This is a genomic window from candidate division WOR-3 bacterium (assembly GCA_039801905.1).
In the GTDB taxonomy this organism is placed as follows: Bacteria; Hydrothermota; Tepidihabitantia; order Tepidihabitantales; family JBDRVQ01; genus JBDRVQ01.
In genome coordinates, this window is the sequence record JBDRVQ010000009.1 from 26,241 (window position 1) to 51,201 (window position 24,961).

General features: G+C 43.5%; 23 protein-coding genes and 1 tRNA gene. 3 read left to right on the forward strand and 21 right to left on the reverse strand.

Annotation, left to right across the window (positions count from 1 at the left end):
• Nucleotides 1–12 precede the first annotated feature (12 nt).
• From ABIL00_02815 to ABIL00_02840, 6 genes are all read right to left on the reverse strand, one after another.
• Nucleotides 13–159, reverse strand: coding sequence for a hypothetical protein (locus tag ABIL00_02815; protein MEO0109701.1), 147 nt, complete (start codon nucleotides 157–159; stop codon nucleotides 13–15).
• Nucleotides 160–401: 242 nt separating this feature from the next.
• The gene (locus ABIL00_02820) at nucleotides 402–1,109 is read right to left on the reverse strand and encodes a UDP-2,3-diacylglucosamine diphosphatase (GenBank protein ID MEO0109702.1); all 708 of its coding nucleotides are present in this window, start codon (nucleotides 1,107–1,109) and stop codon (nucleotides 402–404) included.
• Nucleotides 1,102–2,622, reverse strand: coding sequence for an AAA family ATPase (locus ABIL00_02825; GenBank protein ID MEO0109703.1), 1,521 nt, complete (start codon nucleotides 2,620–2,622; stop codon nucleotides 1,102–1,104). The genes ABIL00_02820 and ABIL00_02825 overlap by 8 nt, the downstream gene beginning before the upstream one ends.
• Entirely contained in the window at nucleotides 2,622–5,045 is a 2,424-nt protein-coding gene (locus ABIL00_02830; GenBank protein MEO0109704.1) for a YfhO family protein, read from the reverse strand. The genes ABIL00_02825 and ABIL00_02830 overlap by 1 nt, the downstream gene beginning before the upstream one ends.
• Nucleotides 5,014–5,916: a lysylphosphatidylglycerol synthase domain-containing protein gene (locus ABIL00_02835; protein ID MEO0109705.1), complete on the reverse strand. Its 903-nt coding sequence runs from the start codon at nucleotides 5,914–5,916 to the stop codon at nucleotides 5,014–5,016. The genes ABIL00_02830 and ABIL00_02835 overlap by 32 nt, the downstream gene beginning before the upstream one ends.
• Nucleotides 5,917–5,941: 25 nt before the next feature.
• Nucleotides 5,942–7,105, reverse strand: coding sequence for a glycosyltransferase family 4 protein (locus tag ABIL00_02840; protein ID MEO0109706.1), 1,164 nt, complete (start codon nucleotides 7,103–7,105; stop codon nucleotides 5,942–5,944).
• A 102-nt stretch (nucleotides 7,106–7,207) separates the two neighbouring features.
• Between ABIL00_02840 and ABIL00_02845 the strand changes: the two genes are divergently transcribed.
• Nucleotides 7,208–8,527, forward strand: coding sequence for a kelch repeat-containing protein (locus ABIL00_02845; GenBank protein MEO0109707.1), 1,320 nt, complete (start codon nucleotides 7,208–7,210; stop codon nucleotides 8,525–8,527).
• A 9-nt stretch (nucleotides 8,528–8,536) separates the two neighbouring features.
• On the opposite strand, the gene ABIL00_02850 is transcribed toward ABIL00_02845, so the two are convergent.
• From ABIL00_02850 to ABIL00_02875, 6 genes are read right to left on the reverse strand one after another with little or no spacing between them, the layout of a single operon-like run.
• A complete protein-coding gene (locus tag ABIL00_02850; GenBank protein MEO0109708.1) occupies nucleotides 8,537–9,316 on the reverse strand; it encodes an ABC transporter ATP-binding protein in 780 nt (259 codons plus the stop codon).
• Nucleotides 9,313–10,227 (reverse strand): iron ABC transporter permease, encoded by a 915-nt coding sequence (locus ABIL00_02855; protein MEO0109709.1) that lies wholly within the window; start codon nucleotides 10,225–10,227, stop codon nucleotides 9,313–9,315. The genes ABIL00_02850 and ABIL00_02855 overlap by 4 nt, the downstream gene beginning before the upstream one ends.
• Before the next feature lie 7 nt (nucleotides 10,228–10,234).
• Nucleotides 10,235–11,056, reverse strand: coding sequence for a helical backbone metal receptor (locus ABIL00_02860; GenBank protein ID MEO0109710.1), 822 nt, complete (start codon nucleotides 11,054–11,056; stop codon nucleotides 10,235–10,237).
• Nucleotides 11,043–11,831, reverse strand: coding sequence for a tRNA (adenine-N1)-methyltransferase (locus ABIL00_02865; GenBank protein MEO0109711.1), 789 nt, complete (start codon nucleotides 11,829–11,831; stop codon nucleotides 11,043–11,045). The genes ABIL00_02860 and ABIL00_02865 overlap by 14 nt, the downstream gene beginning before the upstream one ends.
• On the reverse strand, nucleotides 11,824–12,165 hold the full coding sequence (locus tag ABIL00_02870; GenBank protein MEO0109712.1) for a hypothetical protein: 342 nt from the start codon (nucleotides 12,163–12,165) through the stop codon (nucleotides 11,824–11,826). Before ABIL00_02870 ends, ABIL00_02865 begins: the two co-directional genes overlap by 8 nt.
• 7 nt (nucleotides 12,166–12,172) lie before the next feature.
• The gene (locus tag ABIL00_02875) at nucleotides 12,173–13,942 is read right to left on the reverse strand and encodes an FG-GAP-like repeat-containing protein (protein ID MEO0109713.1); all 1,770 of its coding nucleotides are present in this window, start codon (nucleotides 13,940–13,942) and stop codon (nucleotides 12,173–12,175) included.
• Nucleotides 13,943–14,039: 97 nt separating this feature from the next.
• Between ABIL00_02875 and ABIL00_02880 the strand changes: the two genes are divergently transcribed.
• Nucleotides 14,040–15,143, forward strand: a complete 1,104-nt coding sequence (locus tag ABIL00_02880; protein MEO0109714.1) for an aminopeptidase — start codon at nucleotides 14,040–14,042, stop codon at nucleotides 15,141–15,143.
• 37 nt (nucleotides 15,144–15,180) lie between these two features.
• Nucleotides 15,181–16,038, forward strand: a complete 858-nt coding sequence (locus ABIL00_02885) for a hypothetical protein (GenBank protein MEO0109715.1) — start codon at nucleotides 15,181–15,183, stop codon at nucleotides 16,036–16,038.
• A 10-nt stretch (nucleotides 16,039–16,048) separates the two neighbouring features.
• Here ABIL00_02885 and ABIL00_02890 read toward each other — a convergent pair whose 3' ends face one another.
• The 9 genes from ABIL00_02890 to ABIL00_02930 form a co-directional block, all read right to left on the reverse strand.
• Nucleotides 16,049–17,404: a kelch repeat-containing protein gene (locus tag ABIL00_02890; protein MEO0109716.1), complete on the reverse strand. Its 1,356-nt coding sequence runs from the start codon at nucleotides 17,402–17,404 to the stop codon at nucleotides 16,049–16,051.
• A gap of 375 nt (nucleotides 17,405–17,779) precedes the next feature.
• A complete protein-coding gene (locus ABIL00_02895) occupies nucleotides 17,780–19,075 on the reverse strand; it encodes a peptidylprolyl isomerase (GenBank protein MEO0109717.1) in 1,296 nt (431 codons plus the stop codon).
• Nucleotides 19,072–19,869 carry a peptidylprolyl isomerase gene (locus ABIL00_02900; protein ID MEO0109718.1) on the reverse strand — a complete coding sequence of 266 codons (798 nt, stop codon included), beginning with the start codon at nucleotides 19,867–19,869 and terminating at the stop codon, nucleotides 19,072–19,074. The genes ABIL00_02895 and ABIL00_02900 overlap by 4 nt, the downstream gene beginning before the upstream one ends.
• 64 nt (nucleotides 19,870–19,933) lie before the next feature.
• Nucleotides 19,934–20,716 carry a DUF4412 domain-containing protein gene (locus ABIL00_02905; protein MEO0109719.1) on the reverse strand — a complete coding sequence of 261 codons (783 nt, stop codon included), beginning with the start codon at nucleotides 20,714–20,716 and terminating at the stop codon, nucleotides 19,934–19,936.
• Nucleotides 20,717–20,752: 36 nt separating this feature from the next.
• A complete protein-coding gene (gene hflX / locus ABIL00_02910) occupies nucleotides 20,753–22,030 on the reverse strand; it encodes a GTPase HflX (GenBank protein MEO0109720.1) in 1,278 nt (425 codons plus the stop codon).
• 1 nt (nucleotide 22,031) lies between these two features.
• A complete protein-coding gene (locus tag ABIL00_02915; protein ID MEO0109721.1) occupies nucleotides 22,032–22,604 on the reverse strand; it encodes a CDP-alcohol phosphatidyltransferase family protein in 573 nt (190 codons plus the stop codon).
• Nucleotides 22,601–23,284, reverse strand: a complete 684-nt coding sequence (gene rsmI / locus ABIL00_02920; protein MEO0109722.1) for a 16S rRNA (cytidine(1402)-2'-O)-methyltransferase — start codon at nucleotides 23,282–23,284, stop codon at nucleotides 22,601–22,603. The genes ABIL00_02915 and rsmI overlap by 4 nt, the downstream gene beginning before the upstream one ends.
• Before the next feature lies 1 nt (nucleotide 23,285).
• The gene (locus tag ABIL00_02925; protein MEO0109723.1) at nucleotides 23,286–24,581 is read right to left on the reverse strand and encodes a folylpolyglutamate synthase/dihydrofolate synthase family protein; all 1,296 of its coding nucleotides are present in this window, start codon (nucleotides 24,579–24,581) and stop codon (nucleotides 23,286–23,288) included.
• Nucleotides 24,582–24,629: 48 nt separating this feature from the next.
• Nucleotides 24,630–24,705: transfer RNA gene (locus tag ABIL00_02930), tRNA-Asp, on the reverse strand.
• Nucleotides 24,706–24,961 lie beyond the last annotated feature (256 nt).

Genomic DNA, 24,961 nt, shown 5'->3' on the forward strand with positions numbered 1-24,961 from the left:
TCTCCATCTTAATCAAAAACTGGAAAGTTTCAATGCCCGCCTACTAATCTCACCATTAAAAATCCCTTCCCAAATTACTTTCCCTTTTAAACCCCTCTTTATCCCCCCAGTTAAACATCCAATTATCTTCCCGATTGGAATAAGAATTAGGCTTTCCATTACCTCCTTTATGAAACCTCCCTTTAAGCCCCTCCTTAGAGCCAAGATTAGACTACAAGTTAAACCTTCCTTTATCCCAAAGGTTAGACCTTCTATTATAACTATTGTTAGACTTTTTATTAAATCTCCGATACCATCCCCTATACTGCCCCCCATTTTTCAGGAAAAATCAAATAAATTATTGTAAATCAATAATTTATAAGAAAGAAAGGGCGTTAAAAAAGATTACCCTCATTAAACTTTTAACCCTCCCACTTTTCCAATTTCACCCCTTCCTTATCATCTAAAACCCCATAGGTGAAATGGAAAAGCCAATCACCAGGATTTAGGTAATAGCCATCCCCAATCTTTTCTAAGGAGGGTGTATGGATATGGCCAAGTCCCACCAAGAAAAATCCTTCTCTTATCTTCTCTTCGGCAAATTTAAGAAACTTCTTTTCTAAGTGCTTCACCCAGGCTGTACCCCCGGAAATGCCGATGAAGTTCCTTGCCAGAGGTATCCCAAGATTAGGATGGAGAAGGGAGAAGAGAAAACGGGAGATGGGGAAGCGGTAGGCAAACCGGGAAAAATTAGTTAAGAGGGAATCATCAAGAAAATCACCGTGGATTAAAAAGACCGGTTTCTCAAAGAGAAGAATCTCCATCTCCCTTGCCACAACTACCCCCAAGCCGGAAAAAAACCTACCCGCTGTCCAGTCGTGATTGCCGGGGAGGTAATAAATCTTCACCCCTTGGGCAATCAATTCCCTAATCCGAAAGAAAAATTCTAAGTTATCCTTCGGGATTACTGTTTTATATTCCCACCAGAAGTCAAAGAGGTCGCCGAGGATGAAAAGGGATGAGGCATCTCTCTTTATGAACTCTAAAAAGGAGAGGATTTTCTTCTCCCGCTCTTCTTTCCCTTTCCTCCCCAAATGGACATCGGAGATGAAGTAATGCTTTCTATTCACAATTTTTAATCCGGGATAAAATCTTTCTGATATTCTCTCTCAATTTCCTTTTTGTATTAAGAAAGATTGGTTTTAAGGAGGCAAGGGATTGATAGGCTTTTACCATTTTCAAATAAATCTCCGGATGGGCATCGGAATATTTTCTTTCCCTTCTTAGGCGTTTTAAGATTAACCTTTTCGGTGCCCGAGAGAGAAGCCAAAAGATTGAAGAAGAACCAATCTCTTTCCTTAATAAATCCCGGTAATAAGGGTTGGAAAATGTCCCATCTAAAAAGACACTTCTCTTCTGGAGATAATATTCTTTTGCCCTCTTTATCAACTCTTCATAGGTCTTTTGGGTAATCTCTTTTTGGTAGATCCCTTTGCCGAAAGGGGCCGGGAGGTGCTCTTCTATCGGCAGATTTAATAAATCCTTTCTTAGAATATCAGTAGAAAGGAGAATCCCCTCTTCCCTTTTTCTTATTTCTTCTGCTAAGGTTGTCTTGCCCGAAGCCGGGGGACCAAAAAAGACCAAGACCTTTGGCTTCTTAAATAAAGATAAGGTATACCTTTCGCTTTCGCGAAAATATCTCCGGGCAAGATTTCTTATTTTTAACCTCTCCCCTTTGCCAATCCCTTTCTCTTTTAACCGAAAACTTATCACCTTTCCCCGGACATAGGCGCGATAGGCTTTATAAAAGGTGAGAAGGCGCAAGAGGCTAAAATCCTTAGTCAGTTGGAGATAATGGTCTAAGAAATAGTCAGCCAGATGGTGAGAGTTAGCAAACTCCAAATCCATTAAGAAGAAGGCCACTTCCGAAGCGGTATCGGAACAAGAGAATCGGGGGTTGAACTCAATACAGTCAAAGATATAGGGTTTATCTAAAAGGAAGATGTTTTGGGAATGGAGGTCGCCATGGCAAAACTTTATCTTCTTCTCTCTTATCCTCTGGGCAAAGAGCTCTTTGTTCTCTTCCATAAAAGAATAGATTTTCCTTTTAATCTCTTCGTATCTTTTCCGGGAGATTGTCTTGCCAACAAAATTTTCTGTCTGGTTGAAGTTTTCTTCCCAATTGTATCTAATTATATCCAAACGGCCGTATCGCTCACTATTTTTGGTTTGGGATAACCCGTTGTGGAAATTAGCAACGATTTGGGCAATCTCCTTCACTTGGGAGAAATTTACCTTCTTTCTCTTTAATAGAGAAGTCATAAGTGCCTCTTGGGGTAACTCCTTCATCTTCACCGCATAGTCAATAACCGCAGGAGAATTTATCTCGGTGAAGCGATAATTTTTATCAATCCCCAATACCCCAAGGTAAATCTCCGGGGCAAGCCGCCGATTCAACTTCAATTCCGCCAAACAGTATCTCTTCCTCTTCTCTCTTGTCGTATAGTCTAAAAAACCGAAGTCAACCGGTTTTTTAATCTTATAGGCAAACTCTCCCGTTAAAATTACCCAGGAGGTATGGGTCTCACAGACCTTTTTTGCTCGGAGGTTTTGGGCAAGGGTTTCAATCTCTTCTTTGGTCATCAAAACCTTTTCCCTTTCCACCAAAAGAAGAGGGAGATGAAAACGAGGGCAAGACCCAGTAGGGAAAGTAAAGAGCCCAGACGATAATATTTTGAATCGTAAAAGAAGATCACCTCGTGCTCCCCTTCGGGTAAGGGGATCGCCCGGAAGGTGTGATCGGCACGATAGACCTTAACTTTTTTTCCGTCAACCTTTGCCTGCCAATCCGGGTGGTAATTCTCCAAAAGGACCAAAAAGCAAGGTCGGTCGCTCTTAGCCGAAATTTTGATTTGGTTCGGATTGTATTCTAAAATCTCCGCCGGGGCAAAGAAGGCCTTCTCTGATTGGAAAGAGGGAACCGTTTCTGAAAGCAGGACCTTCTCTCGGGGATTGAAATCTCCCTTCAGGCGGTTTAAGACCTCATCTTTATTCCTTAAAACCTCATAATCACCGACCAAAAATGCCCGGGGGAGAAATGTCTTATTCTCATAGATTAAATACCTTCTTCCTTGAAAGACTAAGGAAAAATCGGGCGAAGAGAAGAAATCCTTTAAGGTCTTAATTAAATTCTGGGTATTCGGGTCGTATCGGGATAAATCTTCCGGCAAGGGAATAGTGATTATGTATTTCACATTCAATAAGTCTAAGAAGTTCTTATGAAAGAGATTGGTTGGTTGAAACATTACGGTCTGCTCGGCACCAATAAATTCCTGATAACTTTGGAGGGGATTGGGGTGGTAGCCCCCAACCGAATGGATATCGTAATACATTAGGATACCATCATTAGAACGTTCGTAATGTAAGGGATAGACCCGATAAAAACCTTTATCCTGGCTTAAAAAATTGACCACCTCATCCGGGGCGTAGTATTCTTCTGGGGGGACAGTTGATTTCATAAACCTTTTCCCAATTGACCAGGAATCAAAGATTGCCAATATCCCAAAGATAATACCAAAAGTTAAAAGGGAGCCTCTTTTCTTCTTTCCCAAAAGAAAGAGAAGAAGGGAATAGATAATAAGGAGGGAGATATTTAATAAAAACCTTCCCTGAAAAGATGGATAGTTATTAAAGAGGTTCCTTATTTTATCTTCTCCCGGATGGCTCCCCCTCTCAATATAACCCTTTAAGGCATTAAGGATATTTTCCTTAAAGAGAAGGGTTAAGAGAAAGAGAAGAGAGATAATAATTAAGAAGTAGATGAGATATTTTTGCAGACGGCGCAACTTCTCTTTATCACCGCCAATTTGTAAAACTTCCTTTAAGCCAAATCCAGTTAAGGTAACTAAACTGAAGGCGACCAAATAGAATGCCTGGGAAGGGGCACGGAATTTACTCACTCCCGGTAGATAATAAAAGAGGCGAAAAACTGGTGTCTTGGCGCCCAATGAAAAGAGGAGGGCAATTAAACCTAAGAAGACAAAGTATTTCACATAGCGATTGCCAAAGAGAAAGAGGAGGGCAATTCCGGAAACTAAAATTGGTAAGACCCCAAGGTATTCACTATGCAACTTAAAATAATTTTCCCCCCAATAGGAATCCAAAATCCCGGAGAAGTTGGGCACTAAGAGGTCAAAAATCTCTAAGGGAGGCAAAGCCCAGGAGGTGGCAAAGGCAAAACCCTTCTCCTGTCCCCGAGCCGCAAGAGGCAAATTGGAATAGACCGGTAGATACTGAATGGCAATCAAAAGACCCATTATAAAAATACCAATGAGGTAAAAGATGATAAGTTTTAATGTTCCTTTGGCGCCGTTCTCCTTGCGCTCGGCGATTAGGTGAATTAAAAAATAGAAACCAGAGGCTAAAATGCCATAATAAATCAATTGGAAGTGGCAGGCTAAGAAACAGAAGGCAAAGAGAGCGCCCATTAAGATAAAATAGAAGACCTTCTTCTCCTTTAAGCCCCTATGTAAAAGGAGAAGTATCCAAGGAAAGGCAGCAGCCGAGCCCAATCTTCCGGCGTGACCGGCATAAGTCGTAGTTACCAAACTCCCAGCGAACATATAAAGAATCCCCCCGAGAATACTTTCTAAATAACCCAAGTTCAGTTCTTTAAGATAGAGATAGGTGCCGAAACCGGCTAAAAAGATAAAGACGACAAAGACATAGACAAAGACCAGATGGGGAGAGATGAAGAGCCGGAAAAGGGTTGCCGGAGAGAATAAATCACCAAAGAAGGCAGCCACGGTCGGCACCCCACCAAAGATGTGAGGATGCCAGAAGGCGATATTCCCATATTTCTTAATAAACTCCGCCATAAAGCGCCAGGAGGGAAAACTACCCATCAGCCAATCACTTCCCGCCAGCATCCGATTCGGTGAGAGATATTCAAAGAGATAGATAACCGCCAGAAAAAGAAAAAGGAGGAAAGCAAAACGAAGAAGTTTTAGAGAAGACAGATGTCTTGCCGGAGGTTTAACTTCTTTCTTCTTTTCTTTCTTTCCCATAGTCACCCCTTAATAAAATCGCCACCAAGAGTATAACCAATTCTCCCAAGGTTGTCCATAACCGAGCCAAGAGGGACATCAAACTGGCGATTGGTAATGGCAGAAATAATTTCAAAAGAAAGGCTAAGACCCCTTCCCGAACACCGAAACCACCGGGGAGAAAGATGATTCCCATACTGAAAACCCAAGCAAAAGAGAAGGCACCCAAGACCCCCAAGAAACTCCGGAAAGGAACCGGATAGATAGAACGGACCAAAAAGAAAAAACCGGTGGCGTGGATAAACCAAGAGAGAAAATAGAGAAGATAGATAAAGATGATACTTCTTAATTTTAATTCCGGAAGAGAAACTTCCCTCTTTAAGATTTTTCCCCCAAGATTGATTAACCATTTTAAGATTTTGGGATGGAGAAAGATAATACTTAAAGGGATAAAGAGGAAAGAGAAGAAAAACTTTTGGGGTAAAGATTGACCGAAAAAAGGGAGAGCGACTAGAAACAAGACGAAAGCGGAGAGGGAAAGGGCAATCGTCTCAATTAAAAGCCCGGCGGCGGTCAAAACCTCTGGAACCCCGTAGCCCTTTGCCAAGACAATCCTCCCGCCAACCGACCAGACCTTCCCCGGAATATACTTGCCCATCTGCGAAATGGCAACCGTCCTCAGAGCTGCGGGATAAGAAATCTTTTTCCCTAAAACCGAAAGGTTCTTTAACCAGGAGAAAATTCCGAAAAGGGAACTGGCGATTAAAAAGGAAAGGGAAAGGGCTAAAACCTTGAAGGAGAAGCGGATGAGGGAAAAGTCAATCTTTTGCCAATTGGTAACAATGGAACGGATGAGAAAGTAAAAGATTATTAGAACAAAAGCTAATATCAAAATCCTTCTCCCTAATGGTAAAATCTTAAACGACATCCTTTTTCTCTTTAAGTACTTTAATGAACCGCTCAATGAAATCTTCCCAGCGGAACTTTTCCCGGACGAAGAGTCCCGCCTTTTTTCCCATCTCCTCTCTTTTATCTTCTTCCCGCAAGAGAAAGAGGATTTTCTTTGCCAAATCCTCTTTCTCCGGCTCGCAGAAGAGGCCGGTCTCCCCTTCTTCAACTAATTCCGCCACTCCTCCTTCCTTCACACTTACCACCGGCAAACCAAAGGAAAGTGCCTCCAGGACGCTCAAACCGAAAGGCTCATTTTTCGCCAGATGGATATAAATATCCGCTTGTGAATAAAAATCAGGCAAATTCTCCTCTCTCACATAACCGCAAAACTCTACCACTTTTTCTAAACCCAAACTAACTACTAAACTTTTCAGTTTCTCTTCCTCCGGCCCGGTGCCCACAATAAAGACCTTTATTTTGGGGTATTCTTTTAAGACCAAGGGAAGAGCAGTAATTAAAATATCAACCCGCTTCCTTGGTTGCAGCCGGTTCACGGTGAGTAAAATCTTATCCCCATTTCTCTCTTTTCTCTCTCTTTCCGGAAAATCAACCCCTAAGGGACCAATCATCTTCGCCCTTTTGGCGTAAATCCTTTCTATTTCTCCTTCCATAAATCTACTAAAAGTAAGAATCGTACCAGAGTCTCCAATAAATTTTTTATCCAAAAATCGGAATAAGGGATAGAAGGGACGAATGAAGTATTTCCAAATTCCCAACCGGGCAAGTGTCTCCTCTTTTAAGTCGTAAAGGAAGCGGGGTGGTTCATAGCAGAAATAGAAAGTAGGAATTTTTCCTTTCAAAAATCTCTTAAAATAGAAAAGGGCGGGCAGACTGGAAGATTTATGAAAATATAAGAAGTCGGTATCCTTGGGAATAAAATTGGCTAAACGGTACACGAAGAGATGTTCTAAAAATACCTTCTGGTAATGGTTCTTTATCTTATCTAAAAAAGGGGCAATGACCAAAAGAGAAACTCCCTTCTCTAATTCCCTTTCGCATTCCTCTTTTATCCCTAAGGTCAAAAGGGTGACCTTAAATCCTTTATGTAATAAAAGGTTACAAATCTTAATCACCAACCTCTCTCCACCCGCTAAACTCCGAAATTGGGGAAAGATGTGGCAGATGTGCATAAATTAACTTTGAGTTTAAGGCAACTTCTCCCGAAGTCAAGTAAAAATTGACCCCTTGACTTTTACCAATTTTTAACTATAATTACTTCATGAGGAGGAATTATGAAGGCTAACTTACTCATTAAAATTTTAGTTCTTTCTATCTTTATTAGCGCTTTTGGTCTGGAGTGGAAAAGTATTTATCCTTCAGCCCGTCGTTCCGCAACGATGATCGTTGATAGCCTCAACCAAAGGATAATTTTATTCGGCGGCACTTCTTATTACCTTAATAACCGATGGTACAATGACCTCTGGGAGATGCCATTAAATAACCCTGGCCGCTACGCCTGGTTTCCTTTGAGTGCCGCTGGTAACCTACCTCTGCCCCGGTGCGATCACTCGGCAGTTTATGACCAAAGACATCAGAGAATGCTTATCTTTGGAGGCTGGGTAGAAGAAGGTTTAACTAATGATGTCTGGTCATTAGACTTGACTCTCGGTCAAGAAAGATGGGAAAGGCTAAACCCTTCTGGCACACCACCGGTCCCCCGCTATGATGCTTATACCATTTATCACCCGAGGAGGAATTCTTTAATCATCTTCGGTGGAACCGGTGATTATGTTTGGTATAATGACTTATGGGAATTAAAGTTAGACAGTCTGGTCTGGCGGGAGATCAACGTTTCCGGAGAAAGACCAACACCACGGGGTGGGGGCGGTGAGTTTTTTGACCGGACTAATAACCGAATGATTATTTTCGGAGGCAGTGCTTATAGCACCTGGTATAATGAGGTCTGGGCATTAGATTTAACCCCAGGGAACGAACAGTGGAGTCAACTTTATCCCACCGGTCCTCTCCCAACTCCTCGGTCTGATTTTTCCTACGGCTATGATAAAAACCGGAATAGATTTTATATCTTTTGCGGCTGGAATTATAACTTGGGCCGGTTATTTAATGATACCTATGTTCTTGACTTATCCAGTCTCACCTGGACCCAACTTTTCCCTGCGGGCGAAATCCCAGAAGAGAGGCGAAACATTGTTGGGGTATATGACTACTTTAATGATAACTTTTTCGTCTTCGGCGGTGATATGGGAGGTTCTTATTACCTCTTTGAAACCTACTACCTCCAACTTCCTTCTGGAATCGGGGAATGGAAAATGACATCAAATTTATCTACTCCCTACCTTTCGGTTCAATCGCCGGCAAATAAATCTTGCCAAATCCGTTTTCTCTTGCCCAACTTAGAAGGAGTGAAGATAAGAATTCTTGATTTGACCGGACGCTTGATTAAGGAAATCTATTCCGGGAAATCTCTAAGCGAATGCTTATTCTGGGATGGGACGGATAAAAGGAATAAAAAGGTTGGTTCTGGTTCCTATTTCTGCGAGTTAGAAACGGAAACCGAGATTTTAAGGAAGAGATTTATCTTTTTGCCTTAGTTAAATATCTTATAGGTTAAAGAAGACCCAAGGGATTTTCAATTCCGGATGAATGCCGAGTGTGGGCTTATAGCCATAAATTTCTTTCAATAACTCCGGAGAGATTGCTTTCTCCGGTGTATCACAAATCACAATCTTTCCCTTATGCAAAACCAAAATTCTTTGGGCGACCAAAAGAGCGATGTTGATATCATGGACTGCCAAGAGAAAGGTAATTTTTTCTCTCCTATTCAAATCTAAAAGTATCCTTAAAATTTCCATCGTTTGTCCAATGTCAAGATGGGAGGTCACTTCGTCTAGTAGTAAAATCCTTGGCTTCTGCGCCAAAACCCTAGCCAAAACCACCCTCTGTCTCTCGCCACTGGAAAGTTCCTCTATCCCTTTCTCCCGAAATTGGTAGGTATTGGTCATTTTCATCGCCATCTCGGCAATTGAGATGTCTTCTCTCTTTTCTTTTTCCCACCGCTTCTGGTAAGGATATCTACCCATTAAGACAATCTCTTTGACCTGGAAGTTATAAAGAAAATGGCTCTCCTGGGGCATATAGCCAATCAGTTTCCCCCTCTCCTTTGGCCTTAAAGAAAAGAGGTTCTGGTCAAAGACTTCTATCTTTCCCGAGAGAGGTTTTAATAAGCCCGCGGCAAGTTTCAATAAAGTCGTCTTGCCACTGCCATTCGGTCCGATGATTGCCAAAAAGTCCCCTTCAGAGATTTCAAGAGAAAACCCAGAGAATATCTCTTCATTATCTTCATATCCAAATTTGATATCTTTCAGGCAAAGGGCATTCATACCTTTCGCAGGAGATATAAGAAAAACGGGACCCCAAAAATAGCGGTGACGACCGAAAGTGGTAATTCCACTGGGGCAATGGTCCGGGCAAAAAGGTCAGAAATTAAAAGAAGAGAACCACCCAAAAGGAAGGAAGTAGGAAGGAGACGCTTATGATGAAATCCGAATAAAGAGCGGGCGAGATGGGGGACAACCAAACCGACAAAACTGATACTGCCCACATAAGAGACAACAAAAGCGACCAAAAAGGAAGAGGTGATAAAGGTCAGTTTCATCATCTTTTCCGTGTTAACCCCCAGACTCTTTGCCGGTTCCTCACCCGTGGTGAGGATATCTAACTCGCGGGCATAGGAGAAGAGGAAAAAGAGGAGAAAGAGGCTAATTCCTAAGATGATGGCGAATATCTTTAAGGTGAGAGGGGTAAAGATGACCGAAAGGTTGCCCATAATTAAATAAATTATAGAAGAGAGGGGTTTCCTATTAAGAACCATCACCAAAATGGTGAGGGAGGAGAAGAGAAAACTTACTAAAACCCCAGATAGAAGGAGGGATAATTTCTGAATCCGACCGGAGATTTGGGCGATAAGATAGACGAAGAAAAGAGAGAGCAGAGAAAAGAGAAAGGCGAAAAAAGGAAGGGTAAAATAGGAAACCTTTCCCAAGAGAAATGCCAGGGCAACACCGAATCCAGCACCCGAAGAGATTCCCAAAATATAAGGATCGCAAAGGGGATTCTGTAATAAGCCTTGTAAGAAACCGCCCACAAAAGAGAGCACCCCACCGGCAAAAATGCCCAAAAGGACTCGCGGCAAGCGGATTTTCACTATTATCTCTTTATCCATCCCTCCCGGACCAACAATTAAGGAAAGGAAGGAAATGAAAATTAAGAGAATAAATATGCCGTATTTCATTTAGCCCTTAGGGATTAGCCGCAAGGATTTTCTTTAGGCTATCCAAGCCGATAACAATTCTCGGACCCGGACGGAGCAAAAGGTCAGGATTGAAGGAAGAAATTATCTTCCCTTCTTTTACCGCCTTTATCTTGTCAAAACCGATTCTCTTTGCCATATCTTCCTTTTCGGCTAAGGGATGGAGGATAAGGATAACATCCGGATCTCTTTTTATCACATCTTCTATCTTCACCATTGGGTATTCCTCAATTAAATCAGAAAAGATATTCTCCAATCCGCAGTGGGTTAAGAGGTCGGAAAGAAAAGAATCTTTGCCAATGGTGATTAATGGTTGGGGCGAAATCTCAACATAGATTTTTAATGGTGGAAAGTGAATTCTTTCTATTCCCGATTTTAGATATTGGCTTAAGGAATCGGCTTCTTTCTCCGCCCCTAAGAACTTCCCGATCTCTTTTATCTCTTTTAGGAAGGAAAGTAAATCCTTCGGGCAAGAGGCAAAGGTCTTAATCCCCAACCCTGTCAATTTATCTTGAATAATCTTTTGGGTTGGTAAGGTTAAGAAGACCAAGTCCGGTTTTAGGGCATAAATCTTTTCTAAGGAAGGGTTAGCAAAATCCCCAACCTTATAAACCTTCTTTGCCGCTTCGGGATAGTCGCAATAGACCGTGTTACCCACCAAGTAAGATTCTTTCCCCAAGGCATAAATAATCTCGGTGATACTCGGCACTAAAGAGATGACCCGCAAAGTTTCTCTTTTCTTCGGTGCCCGGGCACAAGAGCAGAGAAAAGATAAAAGGCAAAATATTTTAATTACCCTAATCCCTCTCATTCTCGGTTTCCCGATTCACCTTCTGGGCGAAGACCAAATAAGCGGTATGGGTAATCCCCCTTTCCTTCGGTCTTGTTCCGGTGAGGCGCACCATAATCTCCCTTTCTAAAATCTCAAAGACCTTTATCCGGACAAAACCTTCCAGTTCCAAACTTCTTACAGTCTTTTGTACCTGCTCCATATTTGGAGAAATAGAGGCAAATGTCCCCCCACCCTTAAGGGCAGAATGAGAAGCCCTAACCAGTTGCCAGGGTTCCGCGACATCAATGAAAAGACAATCCGCATCCTTTTCCGAAAAGCCATCCTTTGCCACATCGCGCTGAATAAACTGGACAAATTCTATAAGGTGGGCGCGTTTAAGGTTTTCTTTCGCCAATTCTATAAACTCTTCCCTTATCTCATAAGAATAGACCCTTCCCATTGGTCGGACGAAATTGGCAAGGATAATGGTGAAGGCACCAGAACCAGTGCCCACTTCTAAGACCTTTGCCCCGGGAAAAATTATTGAATGTAAGAGCATAAAACCGGCATCCTTCGGATAGATTATCGTCGTCTTCCTCTTCGCCTTCATCGCTAAATCTTTTAGGGTCGGTCTTAAAATGTAAAATGGGTATTGGGTATGGGATAGGATTTTATCCCCAAAATTTTTATTCTTTATCTCAGAAAGAGAAATCATCCCCTTATGAGTGGAAAAACTCCCTTCCTTCGGTAAAGTGATTAGGTATTGGGTATTCTCCGAATGGTATAAAAGGATAAGTTCCCCTTCTTCAATCATAAATGAATAGGAAGTAGCCGATGCCAATCCCTAAGAGGTTATAGAGCAGATCCCGATAACTAAAATACCCCTTCGGTTTTTTTCTATCCCATAACTCTTTAAGAATCCCCAAGGAGAAGGTACCACCGAGAGAAAAAGAAGTGGCGATGCTCTTTTCTTCCTTTAACCGACATTTAAGGAGATGATAAGAAGAACCAACTAAGGCAAGGCTCATACCAAAATGCCAGAACTTATCTTCACCAAACCATTTGTCTTGAAGGGTAATTTGGGAAAGAGAGTCCGGCGGGCAGATGGTATCCGAATAGAGAAAAAAGAAGGACAAAAATAGAATCATAAAGATATTAAGGAGTAATTATTATCTTCCCTTTTCTCTGTAAGGAAGGCGAAGAAAGGGAGAAGAAATATAACCCAGCCCCGAGGCGATCATTCAAAACGAATTCTTTTCCTTCTATTTTCTTTTCCTCAGAAGAAATCATCCGACCCTCTCTGGTATAGATTTCCACCTTCACCTTGCCCGAGAAAAATTGGGGGAGGGAAATTCGGAGGTTCTCTTTTTTCCGAAGGAAAATTACAGGCGGGGTTTCTCTTAATAACCGAGATAAGGGCGATGTCAAGATACCAACCGAACCGAGAATGGTAAAAGGTCGGGGAGTGATGACGGAGACGGTCTCCGAAGAGGTGAAGACCCAGAAACGGAGATAACAACTCTCCGAAGGAAAGTTGGGAATTTGCCATTGCTTAAAGCCATTATTGGGCAGGTTATCAAAAATTGTGAGCCAGGGGCCATTCCGACCCGTAGAAGAGAACTCAATCTTTACCGTAGAATTTTGGTAATTGGGCACGGCACTGAGCCAGCGGATGAAGTTTGCCGAACCAGCATAAAACCTTTCGCCCCCCTTGGGAAAGATTGGGTTAATCACCAGTTGGCTCGGTTCCGATGTCTCCTTAAAAAAACGGAACCGGTTGCGTGCGTTAGGCCAAGAACCTTCCCTCAAAACTAAGGCGATATCCGGATAGCCATTATTATCACAATCACCGCCAACTCTCAATGCCTGACCATAGCCCTCAGGTGGGGTAATAATCCGAACCGTCTCCTGCCAAGTACCACCACCCGTGCCCAACCAGATTTTTAAGGTGCAATTTCCCTGCGCCACAATATCGCAGAAACCGTCAACATTCATATCAAAAAGGTCAATCCGATAGAAATTGCCGGTTGCCGGTAAATTTCCCGAAAGGTTTACCCAAGTATCACCTACAACATTAAACTTAAAGACCATAACCCCACCCTGCGGATTGATAAAACCTAAATCCTTTCCGCCATCATTATCAACATCACCAAAGGCAACACTCCGGTAAGCAATAGAACCTGGGGAGGGTAGATTCCGATGGGCCAAGATAAAGTTTCCTTGGCCATCCCCAAAGTAGACACTGCCGGATTGGTGCGTCGCGCAAAAGTCAACCTTACCATCCCGATTGACATCGCCGAAGGAGAATTCGTCATAAGAATTCCCACCCAAGAAACCAAAACTTCTTCGCCAGGTCCCATTCCTTAGGTTGAGATAGATATGAATCCCATCATCAGCCCCGAAGGAGACCGCTCCCACATCTAAGTAACCATCGTTATCAATGTCAGCAAAATCGGTGCCAAACATCCCCCAATCCTGACCGTGAGTTCCCAAACTATCATCCCAGGGAATCCAGTTCCTTCCGGTGCCATCCCCCAAAGCGACCTCCATCACCTGATCCCCAAAATCATTACCGGAGTAGTTGTGATGCATCCCGTAACCACAATCCAAATAACCATCATTATTGACATCGCCAATTGCTATGCCTCCGTAACCAAAATCACCATTCATATAAACCGACCAGTTACCTCGTCCATCACCAAACCAGACCATTATCCCGTGCTCATCGGTATTGACATAAGGAGAACCGTGGTCGCCAATGGAGAGTAAATCCAATTTGCCATCATTATTGATGTCCACCATTTCCAACTCGGTTCTTCCCCCTTCCAAAGTCGGCGGGATTAGACCCGAAGATGATTCAATATATTGAAGAGGGTAAGCAATAGTGAAAAAAAGTAAATTAAGAAAGATTAATTCTCTCTTCATAATTGGATTATAGGGAAAATGGGTAAAAAATCAAGAGTTGACTTTTTAAGAAAAATGGTTAATAGTTATAAGATAGGTAAGGTATTAAGGAGAAAATATGAAAGACAAGAGGATTGAAAGATGGGCTTCCCTTTTATTAGACTACTCCTTAGGGATAGAACCAAAACAACTCTTCCTTATCCAGGGAACACCCTTAGCCATGCCCTTAATCAATGAGGTCTATCGTCAAGCTCTGAAAAGAAGAGCCTTTCCCTATGTGAAACTGACCGGCGAAGGAACAACGGAAATCTTCTACCAAGAGGCAAACGAAGAGCAACTTAAATACATCTCGCCGATGGAGAAGTTGGAAGTGGAAAAGATTGATGCCTCTTTAAGAATCATTGCCGAATGGAATAGAAAATCCTTAACCAATATTGATCCGAAAAGATTGGCTTTGGCACGGAAGGCGCGAAGCCCAATCTTTGAGCGTTTTTTAACCCGAGCGGCGAAAGGAGAACTTCGGTGGTGTCTTACCGCCTATCCGGATTATGCCCAAGCGCAGGATGCCGAGATGTCCTTAGAAGAGTTTGCCGAGTTTATCTTTAACGCCGGTTGGCTCAATAACCCCGACCCGATTAAAAAATGGCGAAAGTTCTCCGAAAGCCAAAAACAGACAATTAAAATTCTTCAAAGAAAAGAGACAATCACGATTAAGGCACCCGGAACCGACCTAAAACTTTCGGTTAAAGGGCGGAGATGGATAAATTGCGACGGTAAGGAAAACTTCCCGGATGGTGAAATCTTTACCGCCCCGGTCGAAGACTCAATTCAAGGTGAGATAACCTACTCTTTCCCGGCGGTCTATGCCGGCAAGGAAGTAGCGGGTGTTAAACTTGTCTTCAAAAATGGTGAGGTGAAGGAAGCGAAAGCGGAAAAAGGTGAAGAATACTTAAAGGCGATGATTAATATGGACCCGGGCGCAAAAAGGGTTGGTGAATTTTCCTTCGGTACTAACTACGGTATAAAGAAATTCATCAAGAATATCCTCTTTGACGAAAAGATTGGGGGGACAATCCATCTGGCGCTCGGTTCTTCTTACCCGGAAACCGGTGGCGTTAATAAATCCGGGCTCCACTGGGATATGATTTGCGACCTGCGAAAAGAAGGCGAAGTCTATGCCGATGGGGAACTCATTTACAAAAATGGCAAGTTCCTCATTTAAATCTTGACATTGACCAAAATCTCAGTTATACTTCTCTATGAGTAACTACTACTATATCGCCTCCGCGAAACAACGGAGAAACTTTCAAGAGGAAGATTTTAAGATATTTTTAGCCAAACTGGAAGAATCCCTCTATGTTAATAACGCTACCCTCTATGCCTTCTCTTTTCTGCCTCCCCGTTTCCACCTCCTCTTAGAAAGCCGCGAGCCAAAGATTGACAGATTTATGCAGCATCTCAATGTTTCCTTCGCTATGGTCTTAAAATTACAACGCAATCATCAAGGACCACTCTTCTCCGGAAGGTATACCGCCTATCCCTTTACTAATAAAAATTATCTCCTGCCGGTTTCCCAATATCTCCACCTCCTCCACCTTGCTCAAAATCCTAATTCCCCTCTCGTCTATCCCTGGTCTTCGCTTCCCGGTTATCTGAATGAGAGAAAGGCAATAAAGTTTATTACCTACGAAACAATCCTGAAAGCGGCTGGTGGGCGAAAGGGCTACGAGAGAAAGTTGAAGATTTTAGCAAAAAAGATAAATCCCCAAGAGGCACTTGACCAACTCTTTCACCGGATGAAACCGGCGGTTCCTAAAAAGGGGGAAGGGAAAAGGATCAAGCCGGAAATCGTGATGAGAATTGTTGCCCAAGCCTTCGGCTTAAAGAAAGAAGAATTACTCCTCACCCATATGAAGGGGAAGATAAGGGGTATCGCTGCGGAATTTCTCCTCAAATTCTCCCAATTGACCCAGAATGAGATTGGTCAACTTTTGGGTGGCATCGGCTATTCCGCCGTCAGCCATCTCCGCTACCGGATGCGCGAAAGATTAATGAAGGATGAAAAATTAAGAGAAAAGTTTCAAAAGATTGAGGAGCAACTCCTTGCCTTAGTTTAAGTAATTATTCTTATTTCACTTTTGTCACCCTCCGGACGAGATTCAACTTTTCCGTCCGCAGGCGGAGAAAATAAACCCCGGGTGTGAGTCTCTCACCGTCTAAGGAAACTTGGTAATTACCCGGGAGGGAGTGTTTGTTTGCCAAAACTTTAAGGAGTTTCCCGTCAACCGAATAAAGGGCAAGGTCCACCGCAGCGGCTTCTTTTAGGAAATAATTGACCGTCGCCGTATGGGAGAAGATATTGGGCGAAACCCTTAAAATCTCTTCCTCCATCTTCTTCTCTTTTCCCTCTTTCATTCCGACAACATTTAATTGGTAGTACTCCACGGAGGAGAGGACATGGGTATCCGCTGTCGCCCGACCGCCAAAGACCCAAATTCCCGGGATGCCACCAGTATTGCGGTCACCGGGGATAAAGACACCCGCATGATTTCTCCTCGCCTGATTGAGATAGGTGAATGTTGACCAGGTGTTATTTGTCACATCATAGATGAAACACTGGTTAGTTTCGTTGGGCCATTTGCCATTACCAGCAACGATGATTTTATTGGCGAAACCATAGGGAGATGTGGAATCAAAGCCGAAGGCGCGGGTCTCACCAGAAGAATCGGGCAAATCCGCAACTCTTACCCAACCCGCGGAAGGATTTTCTGGGTCAAAGACCTCAACAATCTTTTGGGCATAAAGGTAGGTGCCGTTAAAGATGTCTCCCCCGATAGCATATATCTTATTATTAACTACGGCGGTTGTGATATAAGTCCGGGCAAGATTCAAATTGGCTTCGGTAATCCTTGACCACCGGGAACCGGCCGGTGCCAATGGGTCAAAGACCCAGGTCTCACTAGAAACATAAGGGGAGAGGGACTCATTAAAGCCGCCGAAGACATACATCTTATTATTGTAAACGACATTGGCACCCGGAATGGGAATCCGGACACCACCAATTCGCATCGGTAGAGGATCGGTATCAATCGTCCGTACGGTATTGCTCATTGGATAATAAACTTGAACTGCCGCCGTCTTTGGTCCACCAGCGGTTCGGCCACCCACAATGTAGAGACCATAGGTATCAATCTCGGAATAGTTATCTTTTAAGATGCAGATGTTATAGTTAGAGACCGGAATCGGCATTGACACCCCCATACTGCGATAGATTCCGGAATCCGGAATGAAGCACCAGACTGCGCCACTCGTTGAATTGTCGCTCAACCTACCGCCTAAGAAATAGACCTTGCCGGTCTTTGGGAAGTATTCGCCATCAAACCGAGTGAAGCGGAAACCAGTCGTCGGTGGTCCATACTGCCAGGTCTGGGCTGCAAGAAGGGATAAAGATAGGGTTAAAAAGAGAAGATACTTACCCTTCATAAACACCTCCGTTGGCTTTCATAATTAATGATAAGAAAAAGATAATCTTTGTCAAGGGTTTATTTAGGGATTCATTCAAGTTTAAGAAGGCTTTAACCTAAAAATAAGTTATGAAGAAATAAAAAATAAAAAGGGGTGTCCCATACAGGGGAGGGGATCAGGGGTCTGATAGAAAACCTAAATAGTGGCTTAATAACCGGTCTAAAATTGGGTCTACTTGCAATTCTAATTGAGGGTCTGAAAGGAGGAATAAATCTAATAGAAGGTCTAATTGTGGAACTAACCAAAAATTGTTAATTTAACCGAAAGCCTAAATCTCAGCTTAACCGAATTTATAAGGAGGGGCATTATTAGGGATAGGAAAAGCGACGGTTTTTAATACTCTTTGATGTAGGTCCTCTCCGCCACCTTCTTTAAGTATTCCTCAGATTTTTCACTAATCTTCTTCTCCCAGAGGTAGTTCCTAATCTCATCTTGCAACTCCTCAAAGGGAATGATCCGCTCCTCTTCCTTTTTTAAGACTTTCAAGAGATGGAAACCACCAAGAGTTCCTTCTGCGGTCTCATTCACCCAAAAGAAGGGTTCGGAGATTTCCCCTTCCTTTAACTTATTCACTATCTCTTGGAAGGCTGGGGGAAGTAGGGCGATGTAGGTCTCACCCAAATAACCGCCTTTATCTTTTGTTTGGAGATCCTGCGAGTATTCCTGGGCTAAGGAATCAAAACTCTCACCGGCTAAAATCCTCTGCCGGAGCCGGAGGAGGAAATTTTTCTCCCTGAGCGTATCCTCCCGGGTTGGAATAACTTTCACTAAGATATGGCGCGCGGCAACTTTATTGTCGCTTCTCTTTTCGCATCGTAAAATTTGGTAGCCGAGGGAAGAGCGAAAGGGTTCGGAAACTTCTCCTTCTTTCAGAGAGAAGAGGCGCTCCTCAATCTCCGGGGCGAGGGTCCCTTTCCTTACCCAACCTAAATAACCACCCGATTCCTTTGTCTTCTCGTCTTCGGAAAAGGACTTTGCCACTTCTTCAAAATCGCCACCCCACAAAAGGATATTATAGACCTCAAGAATTTTCTTTTGCGCCTTCTTTTCGTTCTCCTCCCCGGGGGTGATGAGACGGAAGATATGGGCTAAGGAGACTATCCCCGGTCTTTTGGCCAGAGAATCTTTATTCTCTTCGTAAAATTTCTTCACTTCCAAGGGGGAGACAAAGACCTGGAAGAGTCCTTTCTTCTGCAATAATTTTTGCCCCAAGATTTTTTTCCGAATCTCTTCTCCGTAACGAATCTTCACCTCCCTTTCGGTCAGACCTTCCTCCTGCAACGCCTTTTGGAAAGCCTCCTCACTGGGAAAGCGGGCGCGGATATTTTCCCAGACCTTTTCCAGTTCTTTTTCTATTTCCGCTCGGGAGACTTGGATCGTTTCCCTTTCCGCCTCCAGGAGAATGAGTTTTCCTTGAATCATCCGGGAGAGTGCTTCCTTCCTTAAAATACTATCTGGAAGATCTGTGCCCAACGCCTTCAAAAACTCTATCGCCGTTAATAATTCCGATTGGAGAACGATCTCTTCCCCCACCACCGCCACTATTCTCTCTACCAAAGAAGAGGCAAGGAGGGAATTGAGGAAAGCAAAGGATAGGAATAGTTTTAGAATACCGCTTTTGCTTTTCACTTCTGAAAATAAGCCTCCGGTCGGATTTCCACTTTGGTTTTGGAGCGAAGGGCGGCAAGAAGGTTATCAAGATGCTCCCGACTCTTTCGGTATTTTAGGACATTATTGATATATTCCGAAACATCCTTAAAAGAAATATCCTTCTTTACTTTCTTCTTATCAATAAGTTTAATGATCTGATAACCCTCTTGGGTCTTAATCACCTCGGAGATGGAATTTGGTGCCAAGGAGAAGATTATCTCCTCTAAGGTTGGGTCATTTAAACTTCCCCGGGGAATGTAGAGCGACTCCTCTCCTCCTTTTAGGACTAAATCCTGGGAGAACTCTTGGGCCAATGCCTTAAAGTCCTTACCCGATTTAATCGCCGCCAGTAAAGAATTGGCTAAATTCTCATCGGCAACCACAATCCGAGAAATTTTTACCTCATAGAGAAACTCTTCCTTATGTTTATTAAAATAGTCAAGGGCTTCCGCCGGGCTGACGGTGATTTTTCCAACTTCTTCTTCCACAAATTCGTTCACCAGATAGTCCTTAACTAATTGCTCCAATCGGTATTTAATATCCTCTCTCTTATCCAGTCCTTTTCTCTTTGCCTCCTGATATAAGAGTTCGGCGGAGACCCATTTTTCTAAGACCTGGGACAGGTTCTCTTTTGGCAATTCCACTCCGCTGGGGAGTTGGGCATCAAGTGCCTTCTTTGTGAGATAGGAGTTACCAACCCGGGCGATATAATCCCCTTTTTCGCAGAATAAAATTAAAAAGGCAAAAAGGACCAAAAGGATGATCTTTTTCATTTTTTCTCCTCTCTTCTTAATTTTTAACCCGATTAACACAAGAATTGCCTTTCCCTTGGGATTACTATTCCTCCTCAATCTCAAACTTCTCTTTTTTATAACCTTTCGGCAATTCAAAAAGGTTTGCCTTCATCTCTTCCCTTTTCACTTCTTTTAATTCCATAGCAAATGTCCTTTTTCCCTTCTCGTAGCCAATTATCTTTACCGGAATACCGGAAAATCCCTCCTTCTCTTCTCTTCTCACTTGATAGAAACGGGAAGAGAAATCTTTTGCTATCTCCGAAAAGAAATCTCCCATGTCTTCCATCACCTTCAACTCTTCTGGTTTCAATCCAATCTTTTTGCCGTCAGTCGCCCAGACCTCTTCTACCTTCTTATTCCCCTCGTAGACTTCGTATTTATCGCAGAGCCATTGGTTTACCTTCTCGCCGCTTTTCACTTTTTTATAAAGCCTCTTTGGTCCCTCAGGTGCGCTCTTCCCTTTCCACATCTCTTCAACCCTTTTTCTTTCTTCTGGGGGTAAATTCTTTAAATTTTCTTCCATCATCTTCATTACCTCTTCCATCCGCCTTTTCATCTGTGCCCGATCCCCTTTGGTAATCTCAAAATAGGATTTCTTTTTCTGGTCAATTGACCAGAACACCTCTTTATCACTCCGGAAGATAAAAGTCATCTCCTCCTCTTTACCCTTCACATCCGCGCGCATTCGGTCTTTCTCAATGTAAGTGGTATGAGTGATCCTCTCCTTCCCTTCCGCATCTTCATATTCCACTACCATCCGCACGCCAGCCTCAACCGTAAGAAAGGTAAGAAAAAGTATCAAAATTAAACCTTCTATCTTTTTCATTTAACACCTCAATTTGATTATAAGGGGCTAAAAGATTTAGTCAAGGGAAGATTTAATCTCTTTCCGGAGGTGATTTAGGAAGTGAAGATAGCCTTTCACCCTTACCCGGTATTTGCCGTTAAGTTCCTTCATCTCCAACACATTCCCGGACTCATAAATTTTAGAGAGGAGATCGCCCCGAGCGATGGGGATGGTGAATTGCTGAACTTTCAAGAAGGGCTTCATCTTCTCTTTAATTTTATCAAATAGCTCTTCCATCCCTTCCCCCGTGAGGGCGGAGATGAAGACCGCCTCTGGATAATTCTTCTTCAGCCGTTCTAATAAATAGCGCTCAAAGAGGATGTCAATCTTATTGAATACCCGAACGAGGTGCCTCTCCGATTTGCCTGCCCCTCCCGAAGATGGGCTCCAGGCACCAATCTCTTCTAAGGTCTTCTCCACCACCTGAATCTTCTCGACCAAATCCTCGTTTGTGGCATCAATGATGTGCAAAATTAAGTCCGCCTCTCTAATTTCGTCCAAGGTTGCCTTGAAGGAGGCTAAAAGTTGCGGGGGTAAATCACGAATGAAGCCGATGGTATCGGTAATTAAGACCTTAATCCTTTTCTCAATCTCTAAGGTCTTCGTCTTGGGGTCAAGGGTGGAGAAGAGTTCCGGAGAAACTTTTACCCCGGCGTTGGTTAATCTGTTAAGTAAGGTTGACTTTCCGGCATTGGTGTAGCCGCAGAGGGCGATGCGAAAGAATTTTTCCCGACTCTCCCTTTGAATATGTCTCTCTTTATCAATCTCTTTTAAGGACTTTTTTAAGATGGCGATGCGCGCCTTTATCCTTCTTTTATCCTCCTCCAATTTCTTCTCCCCCGGTCCTCTGGTGCCAATTCCCCCACCGAGGCGGGAGAGGGCAACTCCCTTTCCGGTGAGGTGGGATAAACGATATTGGAGTTGCGCCATCTCCACTTGTAAAGCGGACTCGGCGCTTCGGGCGTGGAGGGCAAAGATGTCAAGAATTAATGCCCGCCGGTCAATCACATCCACTCCCGTCTCCTGACGGATATTTCTCATTTGGGATGGGGTCAACTCCTCATCAAAAATTAAGAGGTGACACTGGTACTGCTGGCATAATTGTTTCAACTCCTCAATCTTCCCTTTACCCAGTAAGGTTCGGGGAGAAGGTTTTTCCCTTATCTGGAGAAATTTCCCCACCACCTCCCCGCCCGCGGTTTTGGTTAAAGCCTCCAATTCAGAAAGGGAATCAATCTTCCGCCAGCGCTCCCTTGGACTTTTGGCTAAACCGACCAGAATGACCCTTTCCATATTATTTGACTTTATCTTTCCAGATATAGATTATCCTCTCCAAGATGGTGAAAAAAGAGCCTAAGGAGAGGAAGAAGAGAAAGTAGGGGAAATAACGGGGGAAAAATAAGGAGCCGATGATGAGGAAGAAAAAGCGGACTGGTCTCTCAAATAAACCAATCCGACAACTTTTCCCAATTCCTTCGGCTCGGGCTCGGATGTAACTGACAAAGAAAGAGAGAGAGAGGGTGAGGAAAACAAGACCTTTCAGATAATCTTCTTGGTAGTGGAGAAAGAGGCCAAAAAAGATTAAGAATTCACTGAAGCGGTCAACCACCGAATCCAAAAAGGCTCCCCGAGAAGAGACGAGATGTCTCTCTCTTGCCACTTCCCCATCTAAGGTGTCAAGGAGACTAATTATGATGAGGGAGATGCCCCCAAGGAGGAAATTACCCCGGGCAAAAAAGAATAAAGCAGGGGCCGCAAAAAGGAGCGAAAGAAAGGTGAGAAGGTTGGGAGGGACGGAGAGGAGGACAAGAATTTTTACCAAGGGAGTGAGGGGTCTTTTTAATTTTCTCTTTGTCTCCTCCCTCATTCCTTCTTCCCCGCCAGGACGATCACAATTTCTCCCTTAATTTTTTCTCGACTCTCTAAAACTTGAATTATTTCCGAGATTTTACCCCGGAGGATTTCTTCAAACTTTTTAGTCAGTTCCCGGGCGATCACACATTCCCTCTCCCCAAATATCTCCGCCATCGCCTTTAAGGTCTTCAAGAGGCGGGTCGGTGCCTCATAGAAGACCATAGTTCGCTCCTCATCCTTTAAAGCCAGCAATCTCTTTCTCTTTTTCCCCTCCCGATGGGAGAGGAAGCCTTCATAAACAAATCGGTCGCAGGGCAAACCGGAGACAACGAGCGCGGTGATGATGGCGGAAGGTCCGGGAAGGGGGATCACTCTAATCCCCTCCCGCACACACTCCCGAATTAGATAGAATCCGGGATCAGAAATACCAGGGGTACCGGAATCGGAAACGAGACTCACCTTCTTCCCTCTTTTTAAGAAGGAGACGATCTCTGGTGTCCTCTCCCTTTTATTGTGATCGTGATAGGATAAGAGTCTCTTATTTTTAATCTGGTAGTGGTTAAGAAGAATTAAGGTCCTTCGGGTATCTTCACAGACGATAAGGTCCGATTCTTTTAGTACCGCCAATGCCCTCAGGGTGATGTCGGAAAGGTTACCAATCGGGGTGGCGACGATATAAAGACCGGGTTCCATTCTAAGATAAGATACCGGCGGGGCGATAGCCTAATGAATTCATCCCTTCTCCCACCACATAGAAAGAACCTGTGATAACAACAATCTCTCTTTTCTGTTGGGCGAGGGCGGTTTTAATTGCTTGCCCCACACTCTTCTCGGTGGTGAATTTGATATTGAGTTTCTCCCCATAGGAGGCAAGGATCTCCCGGTTTAATGCCCGGGGATGCCTTGCCTGGGTAAACACAAAAGAGGAGCCGACATCGGAAAGGATTTTTAACATCTCCTCCACTTTTTTATCCCGGGCGACACCGAAGACGAAAATCGCCTTCTTCTTAAAGATATCTTTAAGCACATCCCTTAAAGCCAAACAGGAGTCGGGATTATGGGCACAATCAACCATAATCTCTGGGTGTTGGGAGATTAACTCGCAACGCGCTGGCACATAGACATTAGCCAGACCATCCCCAATCTTTTCCCAGGTTATTCTCTCATCACCAACTTTTATCCGCGCCAATGCCGATAAGACCAATTCTAAATTTTCAACCTGGTGCCTGCCCAAAAGGGGTAAAAAGAAGGGATGGGGGTTCTTTTTTATCTTAAATTGACTCCCCGCTTTGGTGAGGCGTAAACTTTTTAGACTTATCAAATTTTCCGTTATCACCTCACTCTCCTTTTCCCGAGCGGTTTTTTTTATCACCGCCAAGACCTCCGGTTTTTGCTGGAAGGTGATAACTAAGGAATTGGGATGGATGATGCCTGCCTTCTCTTTGGCAATGGAGAGGAGATCTTCTCCTAAGAGTTCGGTGTGGTCAAAACCAATCCGGGTGATGATGGCGAGACGGGGGGAGACGACATTCGTCGCATCTAACCGGCCACCCAAGCCCACCTCCAAGACTGTCCATTCTACCTTTTCTCTTAAAAAATACAAAAAGGCGATAGCGGTTAATGTCTCAAAAAAGGTGAGGCGATATTTTTTCACCTTCGGGAGGAGGGAAGAGAGGATTTGACAGAAATCCTTCTTGGAAATCATCTGACCCGAAATTCGGATCCGTTCCCGCCAGGAGAGGAGATGGGGAGAAGTGAAGAGACCGGTCTTTATCCCGCAGGCACTCAAAGCACTGGCGAGCATCGTGGCGGTGGAACCTTTGCCTTTGGTGCCGGCGATTAAGACCACATTACTTAATTTCTCTTGGGGAGAAGAGATTTCCCTTAGGAAACTCTTAAACCTCTCCAACTTAAAATCTTGATATTTCGCCTTATCCCTTTCATAACTGATTAAGGAATAGAGAAGGCGTTCCGCCTCACGGTAGTTCATTTCCCACAGGCATTTTCTCTCTAATTTTCGCCTTTCCTCTATAAAATACGGGCCCGACCGGATTTGAACCGGCGCTCTTCGCCGTGACAGGGCGACGTGTTAAACCAGGCTACACTACGGGCCCGATTCTTCTATTTTACCAATTAAATTAAAAAAGTCAACTTAGCGTTCACTCGGTTATAACAATGCCAAAAGAAGTATACAAGATGAAAATTAAACGGTCAATAATTAAAGTTAATACCCAAAATTATCATTCCGCATCAAAAAGAGAAAACAGAAATCCTTAATGAATTAGTCTAAAAGATGGGACCAAACCCTCCTAAAATAAATAAGTTATTATAAATCAAGGGCTTATAAAAAGGGGAGAAATTTAGTGTCCA